This window comes from Nonomuraea sp. NPDC003560 (assembly GCF_042878785.1).
Taxonomy (GTDB): Bacteria; Actinomycetota; Actinomycetes; order Streptosporangiales; family Streptosporangiaceae; genus Nonomuraea.
Window position 1 is genome coordinate 13,951 of the sequence record NZ_JBIAOF010000025.1, and the last position, 14,099, is coordinate 28,049.

A 14,099-nucleotide genomic window follows, 5' to 3' on the forward strand; every position below is an offset into this window, starting at 1 on the left:
TTGCCCGGTCGCCGCCCACCCTTCCACGCGAGTTCGGCCCCTCGGCTGCCGACCGATCGATCGGTAGGATCCGGCTCATGGACATCATCGCGGCCACCCGGCACGGCAAGGTGCGCGGCCGACTCCACGACGGGATCCAGGTCTTCCGGGGCATCCCCTATGCGGCGCCGCCGTTCGGCGCCCACCGATTCCGCGCCCCGGCGCCCGTCGAGCGCTGGGACGGCGTCCGTGACGCGGCGCAGTTCGGCCCGACCGCCCCCAAGCGGCCCTACCGGCCGCCGCTCGACCGGCTCATCCCCGAGCAGCAGATCCCCGGCGACGAGTGCCTCAACCTGAACGTCTGGACCCCCGGCGCGGACGGCGGCGCGCGTCCGGTGATGGTGTGGATCCACGGCGGCTCCCTGCGCAACGGCTCCTCCAGCCTGCCCCTGTACGACGGCCACGCCTTCGCCAGGGACGGCGTCGTCCTGGTCTCGATCAACTACCGGCTCGGCGTCGAGGGCTTCGGCGTCTTCCCCGACGCGCCGGACAACCGCGGCCTGCTCGACCAGATCGCCGCGCTGGAATGGGTGCGCGACAACATCGCGGCCTTCGGCGGCGACCCCGGCAACGTCACCGTCTTCGGCGAGTCGGCGGGTGCCGTCAGCATCGGCGCGCTGCTCACCAGCCCGCGCGCCAGGGGCCTGTTCCGCCGGGCGATCATGCAGAGCGGTCCGCCGCACACCGTGACGCGGGCCGAGGCCGCGCGGACGGTGCGGCTGATGGCGGACCGGCTCAAGGTGCCGGCCACGGCCGAGGCGTTCGCCGCGATCGACCGGGAGCGGCTGCTCGACGTCCAGACCGAGGTGGTCGGCAAGGCGGACCCGATCACCGGCGGCCCCGGCTTCCACATCGTGACCGAGCCGGACGCCGGTCCGGTCGAGGCCGCCCTGCTCATCGGCGCCAACCGGGAGGAGTACCGGCTCTGGTTCGTCCCGGGCGGAGCCGTGGACCGGGTCGGCCGGCTCACGCTCCGCCTGGCCCTGCTGAAGCTGCGCGTCCCGGGACGGGCCCTGCGGCTCTACCGGTCCGCCCGCCCCGGCGCCACGCCCGGGGAACTGCTCGGCGAGATGGCCACCGACCTGCTCCTGCGCGCCCCGGTCAACCGCCTGGCCGACAGCGTGGAACGGGCCCACGTCTACGAGTTCGCGTGGCGGACGAAGGTCATGGACCTGCGCGCCTGTCACGCCCTGGAGATCGGCTTCGTCTTCGACAACCTGCGGCACTCCCGCGAGCTGGCCGGCGACGAGCCCCCGCAGGAACTGGCCGACGCGATGCACCGGGCCTGGGTCGCCTTCGCCGCGACCGGCGATCCGGGCTGGCAGCCGTGGGACTCCTCCCGTCCCGTCATGGTCTTCGACTCGCCGGGCTCGGGCGTCGTGCACGCGCCGCGCGACGAGGAGCTCAGGGTCTGGTCAGCTCGCGCGCGGTGATCGCCGCCGCCAGCAGCCGCGCCTGCGCGGGTTCGGCGAGGTCGAGCCCGGTCAGCAGGCTCACCCGGCGCAGCCGGTAGTCCAGCGTGTTGCGGTGGATGTGCAGGTCGAGCGCGGTCCGGCGGCGGTTGTGGCCGCGCTCGACGAAGGCCCGCAGCGTCTCCAGCAGGTGGGGGTGGCCGTCGAGCGGCGCGAGCTTGGCGGCCAGCCGGGCCAGCCCCGCGCCCGGACGGGCCAGCTGGTGTTCGAGCAGCACGTCGTCCAGGCGGTAGAGGCCGGGCGGGCGGTCGAGCCTGCGCACCAGGTCGAGGACCTCGCGGGCCTCCCGCGCCGCGTCGGGGATCGCCGCGGGCGTCGCGGCGCGGGCGGCGGCGGCCGGCACGGGGCGGCCCACGGCCTCGGCCAGCCTGCCCGGGAGCGCGTCCAGGGCGTGCCCGCCGGGCAGCAGCGCGACTCCTTCGACGTGGTCCATCAGCACCAGCGTCCCGGTGTGCGCGTCCAGGGCCGACTGCACGAGCCGGGCCGGCGGCGCGGGCTGTCCCAGGTCGAGGAGCAGCACCTCGTGCTCCTGGCCCACCTCGACCCCCGCCGCCGCGGCCAGGCTCTCGTACGGGTGGCCGCTCAGCAACGCGCCGATCAGCGCGCGGCGCACCCGCTTGTCCTCGCTCCTGATGTCCTCCTGGGCCTGCTGGTGCGCCAGGGCGACGGCGGGCATCGCCGTGCGCAGGCAGCCGAGCATCCGCCGGCCGGCCGCGGCCAGCTCCTCCGGCGCGGCCACCTCGGTCAGCGCCTGCCACCAGACCTCGGCGCCGATGAGGTAGGCGGTCACCGCCGCGTCCAGCGGCAGGTGGTCCTCGGCGCGGCGCGCGGACCACTCGATGACGCGGGTCAGGTCGGCCGGGCCCATGGCGTCGGGGCGGCTGAGCGCACGCAGCAGGATCGTCAGGACGGCCGAGACCGAGCCGGCCACCTCGCCGTGCAGGGTCTCGGGCGGCAACTCCCGGTAGAACGGCACTTCGGCGGCGCACCGGGCGATCACCGCGGCGGTGAGCCCGCGCACCCTCGGCTGCATCCGGCTGTGCAGGTCGGACATCCCGTGATCGTCACATTGCCCAAACCAGCCCGTCAATTCTTGGCCCGAATGCGGAGAGACGGCGACCTCCGTCGTGTACAGGATTCGTGCAAACCCCCCAGCCAGGAGGCCGCCTTGTTCCGACGCCTGCTCACCGCCCTGCTCACCGCTCTGCTCGTCGTGCACGCACTCGGCACGGCCCCCGCCCACGCCGCGACCACGGACTGGGGCGCGCCCGGCCCCTACGCGACCGCCGTGGAGGTCGGCGTGGTCAACACCCTCTACTACCCGCGCGACATCGCGCGCAGCGACCGCCGCCACCCGGTGATCGTGTGGGGCAACGGCACGGGCGGCGCCCCGCTCGTCTACCGCGACCTGCTGCTGCAGTGGGCCAGCCACGGCTTCATCGTCTCGGCCGCCAACACCCCGATGTCGAACCTCGGCGTCTCCATGCGGGCCGGCATCGACGCGCTCGCCCGCCGCGACGCCGACCCGTCGAGTCCCTTCCACGGCAAGGTCGACCTGACCCGCGTCGGCGCCTCCGGGCACTCCCAGGGCGGCGCGGCGGCCATCGTCGTCGGCGCCGACGCCCGGGTGGACACCGTCCTGCCCATCCAGCCCGGTCCGCTGGCCGACATCGACGGCGTCCACGGGCCCGCCTTCCTGATGGCCGGTCAGAACGACTCCATCGTCTGGCCCTGGCTGGTCAGGGCCTTCTTCGACGACGCGGACCACATCCCGGCGATCTACGGCGAGGTGCGCGGCGCCGACCACTTCACCGTCGTCGGCGACCCCGGGCCGTTCGCGGCGCCCACCACCGCCTGGTGGCGCTTCCAGCTCATGGACGACCCCGAGGCGCGGGCCGTGTTCCACGGCCCGGACTGCGGCATCTGCCTGGACCACGGCACCTGGTCGGACGTGCGCCGCAACGCGCTCGTGCCGCAGTGACCGAGAGGCCCTCCGGCCGTGGCCCCGTCGGCGTCCTGACGTGCGAGGAGACCGGCCGGAGCGGCGTCTTGGCAGAATGAGCGTGTGACTGACGACCGATCGGCCGCTCCGGCGACCCAGCGCCGGATCGCCGCCTCCGACATCCGGCTGCCCGAGCACATCCTGCTCCAGGGCACCTCCGGCCGGATCCTGCGCGAGGCGCTGCAGCTCTTCGCCGAGCGGGGCTTCTACGGCACCTCCATCCGCGACCTCGCGGTGGCCTGCGAGATCCGCTCGGCGACGCTCTACTCCCACTACCCGACCAAGGAGAACGTCCTGGCGGAGCTGGTGCGCATCGGTCACGAGGAGCACCACCGGCGGCTGACCGAGGCGGCCGCGGCGGGCCCGGCGGATCCCGCCGCGCGCCTGCGCAGGGTGGTGCGCGCCCACGTCCTGGCGCACGCGGAGTTCCCCATGCTGGCCGTCGTGGCCGACAACGAGCTGCACGCCCTGTCTCCCGAGCTGGCCGGCCCCGCGCTCATGCTGCGCGCGGCCGGCCGGCAACTGCTCATCGACATCATCGACGAGGGCATCGCCGCGGGCGTCTTCGCCGTGCCGGACGCCTTTCTCGCGGTGACAGCGATCAGCGGGATGGGGATGCGCGTGGCGAACTGGTACGACTCCGCCCTGCCGTACGAACCGCACGAAGTCGCGGATACCTACGCGGACTTCGCGTTGCGCATCACCGGGGAGAGCCCCTGACGTCGGACGGCCCCCGGGCTATTTGAGGCTGCCCGCCGTGATGCCGCTCACCACCTGACGGTTGAACACCACGTAGACCGCGATCATCGGCAGCGTGATGATCGACAGGGCAGAGAACAGCAGGCCGTAGTCGGTCACGTAGCGGCTGGAGAAGGCCAGCAGGCCGGTCGGGATCGTCTTGAGCGAGTCGTCCTGGATGTAGAGCAGGGCCAGCAGGAACTCGTTCCAGCAGGACAGCGCCGAGAACACCGATGAGCAGCCACGTCACCACAGCAGAGAAGGGCCGCCTGCGCGACGTCGCCCGCATCAACTTCCGGTTCTCCGGGGACGGCCGGTACGCCGCCTGCCTCGCCCGGCGCGGCCGCGGCCACCTCGTCCCCGAGGTGTGGGACGTCGCCGACGCACGCCCGCGCACCCTCCCCACCCGCGCCGGGGAGACCTCGGCGAGCGTGCCGACGCCCACGGACGGCGGCGACGTGCTGCTGTGCCGCGCCGGGGCGGACGGGCACCGCGACGACGACGGGCCCCCCCGCCACCCCGAGCGGCTGAACGCCTTCGACGGCGAGGTGACGCCGCTGGCGCTGAACCCCTCGGGACGGCGGCTGGCCCTCGCGGTGAACCGCCGCACCCGCTCCCACCTCGTCCTGCACGACCTGGCGGAGGACGCCGGCGCCGAGGCCGGCCTGCCCGCCGGGGTGATCCATCCGGCCGCCCGCTGGAACACCGGCGGCCTGCACCTGGTCCACAGCGCGCCCGACCGCCCCGCCGGCCTGGTCGGCATCGCCGGCTGCTCCGTGTCGCGGCCGCCGGCCGCGGACGGCGAGACGTCCCCGGCCCGGGTGCTGCCCTGCCCGGGGGCGGCGGGGCCGATCGAGGCGATCGTGTACGGCGATCCCGCGACCAGCCGCCGGGTGGTGGTCGCGCTGCACGGCGGCCCCGAGGCCGCCTGGCGGTTCGCCCACGAACCGCTCTTCCAGCGCCTGTCCGGGGCGGGCATCGCCGTCGTCGCGCCCAACCAGCGCGGCAGCACCGGCTACGGAGCCGCCCACCGTGACGCCATCCGCGACGCCTGGGGCGGCCCGGACCTCGCCGACGTCCTCGCCCTGGGCCACGCGCTGGTCGCCGCCCGCGACCCCGGCGAACCGCGGCCGATGGTGTACGGGGCCAGCTACGGCGCGTACCTCGCGCTGCTGGCCTGCGCCGCCCAGGCGGACCTGTGGTCCCGCGCCGCGGTCGTCGCGCCCTTCCTGTCCGGACGGGAGCTGTAACCACCATAGGGAAGGGAATTGCCATGGAGCTGAACGTCTCCGCCCTGGACATGCTGCCGGCCGCCGACGAGGCCGGCCTCATGTACTGCGACATGACCTGCTTCGACGTGAGCGTCAACTGCAGCGGGTCCACCATGAACACCCAGACGATCACTACCACCGGCGGCTGGTACTGAGCCGCCGGGACGCCTGCGGCGTACCGGGTGATGACCGGACGGACAGCTGAATGAGGTGGGGCCCGGGGCGTCCGCCGCGGGCCCCACCGGCTGCCTCGCTACTTGAGCACCTGCGCCGAGCGCACCTCGTGCAGGTGGACCAGCACGTCGAAGGCGCGGGACAGGGCGGTGTCGAGCAGCGGGTACGGGTACTGCGTGCCGATGTTGCGGGTCGGGCGAGCCACCGCGAGCCAGTCGCGCGCGGCGGCCGGCGCGGTGCGCATGTCGAGGTAGAAGTCGTCGTAGCGGACCCGGTCGAGGGTGTGCTCGTTGCTGCCGGGCTCGGCGGGGCCGGCGGTGAACTGCTTCCAGTCGCCGCCCAGCGCGGCGTCCTTCGACAGGAAGGATCCGCGGTCGAAGGTGAAGCCGACGGCGACGTACTTCTTGCCCAGCATGTCGCGCAGGTAGGCGCCCTGCGTCTTCGGGTAGAGCTTCGGGTCGCCGGAGACGTAACCGGCGTGGGTGTTCTGCGCGGACATGAGGATCTTGCCGCCGTGGTGTCGCAGCCACCAGACGGTGTTGTCGGCCATGACCTGGTCGCGGTAGCGCTCGATGACGCTCAGCCACGACTTGTCGGCCAGGTCGTAGCCGGCGAACTTGGCGGTCTGGGCGATGAACCGGGCATCCTGGACGGCGCTGTCGTACGCGGCCGACGCCTGCGGCCCTCCCAGGCTGACGAGCAGGTCGAGCGCCTGCTGAGCCTTGGCGGCGAGCTGCCGCCGTTCGTCCAGCGGCCGGTTCAGGTAGGCGAAGACGTCGTCGAGCGGGCGCAGCCCCTCGTACAGCGCGGCCAGGGGAGCGGTGGAGTCGGGGTGGGCGCCCCGGACGTACCGCGCGATGCGGGCGAAGACCTCCTCGCCCACCTTCGGCGCGCCGACGTCGTCGCCCATGACGTGCAGCGGGCGTCCGGGGTTGCGGCGGTTGTGCTCGCGCATCCACTCCAGCATCGCGACGAGTTCCGCACGCTCCCACGGCGAGGCCCGCAGCACCTCCTTGGCGATGGCCCGCAGGTCGCCCTTCCCCGTCCGCAGGTACTCGTCCAGCCGCACCCCTCCCGACCAGCTGGCCTCCAGCGCGAACGTGGTGAAACCCTTCTGCTCCACGAGATAGCGGAAGACCCGCTCCTTCACCGTGAAGAACTCATGCGAACCGTGGGTCGCCTCGCCCATGCCGACGACCCGGGCGTCACCCACCATCCGGCCGAACGCCCTCAGGTCGCCGGATTCCGCGCCCGGCTCGGTCGAGCGCAGTTCCTGCGCCGCCGCCTCCAGAGCTCGCACGGGCTCGGCGGGCGCGGCGGGCTCGGCCGCGAAGGCCGCCTGGGCCAGGACGGGCACGAGGGTCAGGCCCGCCGCGAGGGCGGCGAGCTTCCGGCCAACGGTCATGTCACTTGCTCCTTGGTGTCGCCATTACTTGACGCCAAGAACCGTATGACGCGCCCGGATGCCCAGACGATGCCGCTGACCTGCGTATTTTTCGGCGTACGCACTGCCTGGAACAGGTAGGGCCAGCCCTACCGAGGCCGCCCTCGCGCGGCCGTGCTCACCGGGGACGGCCGCCAGGTTCAGCACGGTGTACTCCTTGCCGCCGCCGCGGGTCTTGACCTGGCACCCCCCGTTCGCACACTGCTCGTAGGACTTCTCGTCGGCGTCCCAGAAGACGATCAGGAGCCCGGCTGCACCAGGCCGGTCTCGTAGGCGAGGATGACCAGCTGCACCCGGTCCCGGACGCCGAGTTTCATCAGGGCGCGGGTGATGTGCGTCTTGGCGGTCAGCGGGCTGATCACGAGCCTGGCGGCGATCTGGTCGTTGGACAGCCCCTCCGCCACCAGACGGACGACTTCGCGTTCACGATCGGTGAGCACGGCGAGCGCGGTGAGCCGGTCGCCGCTCAGCGGGGCGGGCCGGTGAGCGAACTGCTGGACGACCCGCCGGGTGACGCTCGGCGACAGCAGCGCCTCGCCCGCGGCCACCACGGCCACGGCGTGGCGCAGCTCGGCCGGTTCGACCTCCTTGGTGAGGAACCCGCTGGCACCGGCGCGCAGCGCGGCGAAGACGTGGTCGTCGGTGTCGAACGTGGTCAGGATGACGATCTTGGTCCCCGGACGTTCGGCCAGCACCCGGCGGGTGGCCTCGATGCCGTCCATCCCCGGCATGCGGATGTCCATGAGGATCACGTCGGGCTCGGTGGCGCGCGCCTGCCGGACGGCCTCGTCGCCCGTGGCGGCCTCGCCGACCACGGTCAGGTCCTTGGAGCGGTTGAGCAGGCTGCGGAAACCCGCCCGGACGAGGGCCTGGTCGTCGGCGAGCAACACCTTGATCGTCATGTTGCCATGGGGATGATCGCGCGCACGGCGAACCCCTCGCTCCCTTCGATGCTCAGCGTGCCGCCCAGGGTGGTGACACGTTCGCGCATGCCGGTCAGTCCGTGGCCCCCGGCCAGGACGCCATCGGCCGGTGCGGTCGCGCCGCGGCCGTCGTCGGCCACCTCGACCGTCACCGCGTCGCTCGCATAGCGCAGCCGCACCGACACCCGGGTGGCGTCGGCGTGTTTGATGGTGTTGGTCAGCGCCTCCTGGACGAGCCGGTGGGCCGCGACGGCCTGCGGGCCGGTGACCGTGGCGGCATCGCCCTCCTCGTGCAGCTCCACCTTCAGGCCGGTGGCCCGGGCGGCGGAGACGAGATCGGCGATGCCACCCAGGTCCGGCTGCGGGGCGGCGTCACCGTCGATCCGCAGCACGCCGATGAGCGAGCGCAGGTCGGCCATGGCCTTGCCGCGCACGTCCATCGCGGTGCGCAGGGCAGCGCGCGTCTCCTCGGGAGAGTCGTCCAGCGCGTCGGCGGCCACGTTGAGATGCACGCCGACCACGGCCAGGGTGTGGGCGATGATGTCGTGCAGCTCGCGAGAGATCTCCAGCCGCTGTTCGGCCAGCCGGCGGCGGGCGTCCGCCTCGCGTGCCTGCTCCAGTTGCGCCCGCCAGCGCGCCTGGAGGTGGCGGGCGTTGCCGACCGCCAGCACCAGCGCCAGCCAGAGCACCTCGGCGCCGCCGGAGGCCAGCGCGCGGGCGGGCGAGCCGCCCGCGACGGCCCAGTCCCAGGTCAGCGCGTACAGCAGCAGGAACACTCCCACGCCGGCGGCCCAGCGGGTCCGGCCGGCCGCGGCCACGGTGTAGGCGGCCGCGGTCAGCGGCCACACCCAGCCGCCTTCGAACAGCCCCGCTCCCTGGAAGGCGACCAGCACCAGCGCCGAGGCCAGCAGGACGCCGACGGGCCGGCGCCGCCGCGCCACCAGCAACCCGCCGAGCAGCAGCGCCATCGTGACCACCGGCCAGCCGATCGGAGCCCCGACCGCCGCCGTCCCGGTCAGGACGGCGATGGTCGTGAGCACCCCCGGCAGCACGACGGCCAGGACAGCGGAGATCATCGGCCGGTGCGGGGCAGACGGACGGCGGCCAGTGCCATCCAGCCGAGGGCGGCGGCGATGGCGATGCGCTCGGTCAGTCCCACAACAGGAGGAAGTGACCGGGAGACCATGACATCGACAAGAGTGACCACAAACAGGATCATTCCAGACACCAAGGCCACGGTCGCACCGGTGAGCAGGCCGTCCCGCGGCCACGCCCTGGTCAGCACCACGGCGGCGGCGGTGAAGGCGGCGAAGGCCGCCCAGGCGGAGAAGCCGTGCACGCTCTCCGAGACCGACGGGTCGTCCCACCGCCCCGGCGGGTCGGCGGGGAAGATCGCGGCCAGCAGCAGCCCCAGCGACCAGACGCCCAGCAGCCAGGTGCCCGCGCGGCTGGTGCGGGTACGAGCCACCGCCACCGTCAGCGCCGCCGCGCCGAGCGCGAGGGCGACCAGCCCGAGCGGCACCAGCCAACCGGCCCCCGTGTTGACGAACCTGCTGATCGTCTCGCCGATCGGGCTCATTTCCCTGTTGACCACGTCCGAGACGGCGAATGCCGCGACGCCGATGCCGACACCGGCGAGAACTGTCTTCTTCATGGCCCAGACGTTATGAGCGGCCTCTGGTGCCCGGCGTCGTCCATGCGCGGACACCTGCGCGTACACCGATCGGTGTACGCGCATGCACCCGTTGCAGGGGTCAGGCGCGGGAGCGGCGGGCCAGGCGGTCGGTGTGCGCCGAGCGGCCCGCGGGGCGGCCCGCCGCGTGCGACGCCTCCTGGGCCAGGCCGTTGAGCGTCGTCCGGACCACGCGCGTGGTCTGGAGATCGACCGCGCGCGGGTCGTCGAAGTGCACCAGGCCATCGGCCAGCAGCACGGCCAGCCCGTGCAGCGCGGCCCAGACCACGAACTCCGCCCCCTCGCGGGCGGGCTCCGGCAGGCAGCCGGCCGCGGCGAGCCGGTCGAGCTCCGCGGTGAGGACGTCGTGCGGGTGGGGGGAGATGGCGGAGTCGGGGGCGGTGGCGCCGCCGCGCAGCACGAGCCGGGCGACGGCCGGGTCGTCGAGCGACCAGCGCACGTAGCCGCACCCCAGGGCGATCAGCCGCAGCTGCGGGTCGTCGGCCTGCCCGGGCGCGCGCTCGCAGTCCTGCCGCAGGCGCTCCCCGAGCCAGGCGAGCGTGCGCTCGGACAGGGCGCGCACCAGCGTGTCGCGGGAGGCGAAGTGGTGGTAGGCGGCGCTGGGGCTGACGCCGACGCGCGCCGAGGCCTCGCGCAGGGACCAGCCGTCGGCGCCGCGCTCGCGCACGAGAGCCTCGGCGGCGTCGAGCAGCGCGCTGCGCAGGTCACCGTGGTGGTATCGCCCTTTCGCCATTGCCCGATCTTAACACTGATCAGATCTCTGCTACGCTCGCCAGCATCTCAACAGTGTTCAGATTGGAGCCGGATCATGTGCCCCGCCGATGTGACGCCGAACCCGTCCCCTGACCTGACCGACCTTCCCGACGTGCGGACGAGCCCGCCGCCGGTCGTGCGCGGCGAGCCCGTCGAGGTCTCCGACGGCGTGTACGTCATCCCCGACAACCGCGTCGAGCTCGTCCCGAACGTCGGTATCGTCGTGGGCGAGCACGCCGCGCTGGTCGTCGACACCGGCATGGGCCCCCGCAACGGCGACCATGTCCTGGAGCAGGCCCGGCGCCTGGCCGGCGACCGGCGACTGTACCTGACCATCACGCATTTCCACCCCGAGCACGGGTTCGGGGCGCAGGCGTTCAAGGGCGCCGCGACGATCGTCTACAACGCCGCCCAGCGCGCGGAGCTGCACCGAAAGGGCGCCGCCTACGTCGAGATGTTCAAGGGGCTGAGCGCCGCCGCGGCGGCCGAGCTCGAAGGCGTCGAGCTCGTCGATCCCGACCTGGTCTACGAGGGCCGGGCCGAGATCGACCTCGGCGGGCGCAAGGCGGCGCTGCGGGCGGTCGGGCCCGCGCACACGGGCTCCGACCAGGTCGTCGTCATCGACGACCGGGTGCTGTTCGGCGGCGACCTGATCGAGACCCGCATCTTCCCGATCGCGCCGTACTTCCCGCCGTACGACGTGGACGTGGACGGCCCCGGCTGGATCGGCGTGCTCGACGACCTGATCGCCGGCGCGCCCGAGATCGTCGTGCCCGGCCACGGGGAGGTGGGCGGCGTCTCCTTGATCCGCGACGTCCGCGACTACCTCGACTACGTGCACGGCGAGGTCGCACGGCTGCGCGCGGCCGGAGCCTCCGCCGACGAGACGGCCGCGCGGATCGACGAACAGGCGCGGGCCCGCTGGGCCACCTGGGAACGCCCCGAGTGGATCGGCTTCGCCGCCCGCGCCTTCCACGCCGGCGAACACCGGTGACGTGACCGGTCGTGCCCCCGCCGGGGGAGCGCTACGCGTCCGCCGTCACGCTGTAGGAGCCCGAGGTGCAGCCGGTGACGCGCCAGCCGCCCGGCGCCTGCCGGACGGCGACGCCGCTGAGCCCGGTGCCGCGGACGGCCGGCCGCGCGTCGCCGGGGAACCAGACGTCGAGCCCGCACCCGCTGCCCTCGCCCCGGGCCGTGAGGCTCGCGCGGTCCGACGTCAGGCCGGTCAGGCGGCCGGGGGCGGAGCGGGGGTAGGGACGTGAGAGCTCGGCGACGTATTCGGCGGGCGGAGGCAGGTCCCTGCCGGTGGCGCAGTCCTCGATCATGAGGTTGCCGCCGGTCTCGGCGCCGGCACTGGCGTGGGCGTCGCCGCAGGACTGCTTCCAGACCCAGAACGCGCCTCCGATGCGGTGCCGGTCCTCCTGGTCGGCGTATCTCGCGATCGGGGCGGCGGCGGGGTCGCCGAACCAGCCCCACTCGCCCGACCAGAGCCCGGCGCCGTAGTACTTCGCCGCCCGGCTCGCCAGCTCGAAGCCGCGCTCGATGCTCGTGACGGTGAGGCCGGTGCCCTGCTCGATGGTGATCGACTCGTTGTAGAGGTGGGGAGCGAAGACGATCAGCCGGTCGTCGGTGAAGTCCTTGGGCACCGGGACCTCGAAGCCGAGACCCGACCAGAGCACGGACGGCTCGAAGAAGACCAGGTGGGGGAAACCGCGCCGCTCGCCCGCCCGGATGGCCTTGATCGCCCGGTCGTAGTAGCGGCCGAGCAGGACGCCGGAGGTGATCGGCGGCGCCTCGCCGAAGCCGGGCTCGTTCAGCAGGTCGTATCCGGCGACCATCGGCTCGTTCGCGAACCGCTCCGCCAGCATGCCCCAGGCGGCGACCAGGCGGGTCTGGATGCCGTCCCGGTCCTGGTAGAAGTTGGTGAAGGCGCGGGCGACGGCGGGGGAGATGTCGCGTCCGGTGAACTCGCACCTGGGGGCGCCGTCGAAGCGGTCGGCCCAGGTGGGGGCGCCGTCCCAGCCGTGCATCGGGGAACCGGTGGCGCAGGTGGTGCCGGGGGCGGCGGCGACGCCCTTTCCCCAGGCGTCCTGGTGCATGTCGATGACCGTGCGCAGGCCGTGCCGGGCTGCGGTCTCGACGGCCCAGGAGATCTTGGCGAGGTAGGCCGGGTCGTAGTGGCCGGGCTGGGGCTCCAGCGCCGACCAGGACAGGGCGAGACGGACGACGTTGAAGCCCATCCGCGCCATGCCGGCGAAGTCGGCCTCGGTGAGCGGCCGCGTCACCGCTTTGTCCTGAAATTGCTGGAAATAGTCTTCGAGCTGGTTGACGTTCACGCCACGCAGCAGCACCTCGTTGCCGTCGGTGTCGACGATCCTGCGGTCGGCCGAGAGCGTCAGCCCCGGGGTGCGCGGCGGCGGCTGCGCGGTCGTGGCGCCGGGTTGCAGGAGCGGTAAGGCGAGCGCCGCCGCGGCCACGACGACCGCCATCGGGATCGGCGCGGCCAGGGCGACGCCCCTGCGCGCCGGACGGGTGGCGTCGAGGAGGGCGACGAGCAGGGCCGTCGCCAGGGCGAGCAGGGCGCCGAAGGAGAGCGCGGGGGCGAGGCGAAGCATGATCGCCGGCGCCCAGAACAGGCCGCCGCCCGCCAGGTCACCGGGGATCCCGACGGCCACCTCGACCAGGCCCAGCGTCCCGGCCGCCCCCAGCGCGGAGAGCCCGGCCACCACGGCCCTGGGCGAGGTGGTGGCGCTGAACCGGCGGTGCGACGCCCAGGTCAGCACGCCGAGCAGAGCGACGGCGGCCAGGCAGCCCAGCGGTCCCGCCTCGGGCGCGGGGGCCAGCGGCGAGTCGCCGATGGCATAGCCGACGGGCGAGCCGCCCCACCACACCCCGCCGACCGACGCGGCCAGGACCACGGCAACTCCCGCCGCAGCCCATCCCGGCGCCGACGCCCCCGAGCCCTCGGCGGGCCCCGCGGACGCCGACGCCCCCGAGCCCTCGGCGGGCCCCGCGGACGCCGACGTGGGAGGAGGTGGGACGAGGCGGCGGTGCAGGAGCTGGGCGAGCCAGGCGGCCGCCGCCACCGGCAGGCCGAAGACCGCCGCCTTGACGCCGGTGAAGCCGGTCGACCACACCAGGTAGAGCACGTCGTCGAAGGTCATCGCCAGCGACATCAGCAGCTTCGCGGCCATCGCCGACCACACCACCGCGCCCCACACCAGCAGCGCCGTACGCAGCGGGGCACGTCCACGGGCGACCGCCCAGGTCAGCGCTCCGACCCCCGCCAGCAGCAGCGGCACGTAGACGGCCGGCGCGGCCACCTGCCAGAGCCCGGCGACGGGCAGCAGATCGGCCCCGGTCCAGGTGTACGGCGCGGCCAGCCCCGACGGGTCGAACACCGCTCCCAGCGCGATGACGGCGGCCAGTACCACGACGACGATCGGCGACAACCAGCGGTTCCTCATAGTGACGGCGACCATACATGAGCATCGCTCACAAATGAAGGGCCAAGATCCACGACAGCACGTGGCCGCGCTCGGCGTGGTGCGCTGTGAATCCCGCCGCCTGGGAGAAGGCGGCGGAGGAGT

14 protein-coding genes are annotated in these 14,099 nt (G+C 73.6%); 6 read left to right on the forward strand and 8 right to left on the reverse strand.

Going from position 1 to position 14,099, the window contains the following annotated elements:
* The first annotated feature begins 77 nt into the window (after nucleotides 1–77).
* Nucleotides 78–1,472, forward strand: a complete 1,395-nt coding sequence (locus ACFYUV_RS50485; protein WP_387683135.1) for a carboxylesterase/lipase family protein — start codon at nucleotides 78–80, stop codon at nucleotides 1,470–1,472.
* On the opposite strand, the gene ACFYUV_RS50490 is transcribed toward ACFYUV_RS50485, so the two are convergent.
* Complete coding sequence (locus ACFYUV_RS50490; RefSeq protein WP_387683137.1) at nucleotides 1,444–2,565, reverse strand: PucR family transcriptional regulator; 1,122 nt, start codon at nucleotides 2,563–2,565, stop codon at nucleotides 1,444–1,446. The genes ACFYUV_RS50485 and ACFYUV_RS50490 overlap by 29 nt on opposite strands.
* Before the next feature lie 114 nt (nucleotides 2,566–2,679).
* Here ACFYUV_RS50490 and ACFYUV_RS50495 point away from each other — a divergent pair, with 114 nt between their 5' ends.
* Together ACFYUV_RS50495 and ACFYUV_RS50500 are read left to right on the forward strand one after the other, a co-directional pair.
* Nucleotides 2,680–3,492 (forward strand): alpha/beta hydrolase family protein, encoded by an 813-nt coding sequence (locus tag ACFYUV_RS50495; RefSeq protein ID WP_387683139.1) that lies wholly within the window; start codon nucleotides 2,680–2,682, stop codon nucleotides 3,490–3,492.
* An 84-nt stretch (nucleotides 3,493–3,576) separates the two neighbouring features.
* A complete protein-coding gene (locus ACFYUV_RS50500) occupies nucleotides 3,577–4,233 on the forward strand; it encodes a TetR/AcrR family transcriptional regulator (protein ID WP_387683141.1) in 657 nt (218 codons plus the stop codon).
* An 18-nt stretch (nucleotides 4,234–4,251) separates the two neighbouring features.
* Here the strand turns inward: ACFYUV_RS50500 and ACFYUV_RS50505 are convergent, their stop codons facing one another.
* A complete protein-coding gene (locus ACFYUV_RS50505; RefSeq protein ID WP_387683143.1) occupies nucleotides 4,252–4,482 on the reverse strand; it encodes a hypothetical protein in 231 nt (76 codons plus the stop codon).
* Nucleotides 4,483–4,484: 2 nt separating this feature from the next.
* On the opposite strand from ACFYUV_RS50505, the gene ACFYUV_RS50510 reads away from it, so the two are divergent.
* Nucleotides 4,485–5,501, forward strand: coding sequence for an alpha/beta hydrolase family protein (locus ACFYUV_RS50510; RefSeq protein WP_387683145.1), 1,017 nt, complete (start codon nucleotides 4,485–4,487; stop codon nucleotides 5,499–5,501).
* A 23-nt stretch (nucleotides 5,502–5,524) separates the two neighbouring features.
* The gene (locus ACFYUV_RS50515) at nucleotides 5,525–5,677 is read left to right on the forward strand and encodes a hypothetical protein (protein ID WP_387683147.1); all 153 of its coding nucleotides are present in this window, start codon (nucleotides 5,525–5,527) and stop codon (nucleotides 5,675–5,677) included.
* A 98-nt stretch (nucleotides 5,678–5,775) separates the two neighbouring features.
* Here ACFYUV_RS50515 and ACFYUV_RS50520 read toward each other — a convergent pair whose 3' ends face one another.
* From ACFYUV_RS50520 to ACFYUV_RS50540, 5 genes are all read right to left on the reverse strand, one after another.
* On the reverse strand, nucleotides 5,776–7,101 hold the full coding sequence (locus ACFYUV_RS50520; protein ID WP_387683149.1) for an erythromycin esterase family protein: 1,326 nt from the start codon (nucleotides 7,099–7,101) through the stop codon (nucleotides 5,776–5,778).
* A 278-nt stretch (nucleotides 7,102–7,379) separates the two neighbouring features.
* Complete coding sequence (locus ACFYUV_RS50525; RefSeq protein ID WP_387683151.1) at nucleotides 7,380–8,042, reverse strand: response regulator; 663 nt, start codon at nucleotides 8,040–8,042, stop codon at nucleotides 7,380–7,382.
* Complete coding sequence (locus ACFYUV_RS50530) at nucleotides 8,039–9,139, reverse strand: sensor histidine kinase (protein WP_387683153.1); 1,101 nt, start codon at nucleotides 9,137–9,139, stop codon at nucleotides 8,039–8,041. Before ACFYUV_RS50530 ends, ACFYUV_RS50525 begins: the two co-directional genes overlap by 4 nt.
* Nucleotides 9,136–9,717 (reverse strand): DUF998 domain-containing protein, encoded by a 582-nt coding sequence (locus tag ACFYUV_RS50535; RefSeq protein WP_387683155.1) that lies wholly within the window; start codon nucleotides 9,715–9,717, stop codon nucleotides 9,136–9,138. The genes ACFYUV_RS50530 and ACFYUV_RS50535 overlap by 4 nt, the downstream gene beginning before the upstream one ends.
* Before the next feature lie 100 nt (nucleotides 9,718–9,817).
* Nucleotides 9,818–10,489 (reverse strand): TetR/AcrR family transcriptional regulator, encoded by a 672-nt coding sequence (locus ACFYUV_RS50540; RefSeq protein ID WP_387683157.1) that lies wholly within the window; start codon nucleotides 10,487–10,489, stop codon nucleotides 9,818–9,820.
* A gap of 75 nt (nucleotides 10,490–10,564) precedes the next feature.
* Here ACFYUV_RS50540 and ACFYUV_RS50545 point away from each other — a divergent pair, with 75 nt between their 5' ends.
* Nucleotides 10,565–11,503 carry an MBL fold metallo-hydrolase gene (locus ACFYUV_RS50545; RefSeq protein WP_387683159.1) on the forward strand — a complete coding sequence of 313 codons (939 nt, stop codon included), beginning with the start codon at nucleotides 10,565–10,567 and terminating at the stop codon, nucleotides 11,501–11,503.
* Between the two features lie 31 nt (nucleotides 11,504–11,534).
* On the opposite strand, the gene ACFYUV_RS50550 is transcribed toward ACFYUV_RS50545, so the two are convergent.
* Nucleotides 11,535–13,976: a cellulase family glycosylhydrolase gene (locus tag ACFYUV_RS50550; protein WP_387683160.1), complete on the reverse strand. Its 2,442-nt coding sequence runs from the start codon at nucleotides 13,974–13,976 to the stop codon at nucleotides 11,535–11,537.
* Between the last annotated feature and the right edge of the window lie 123 nt (nucleotides 13,977–14,099).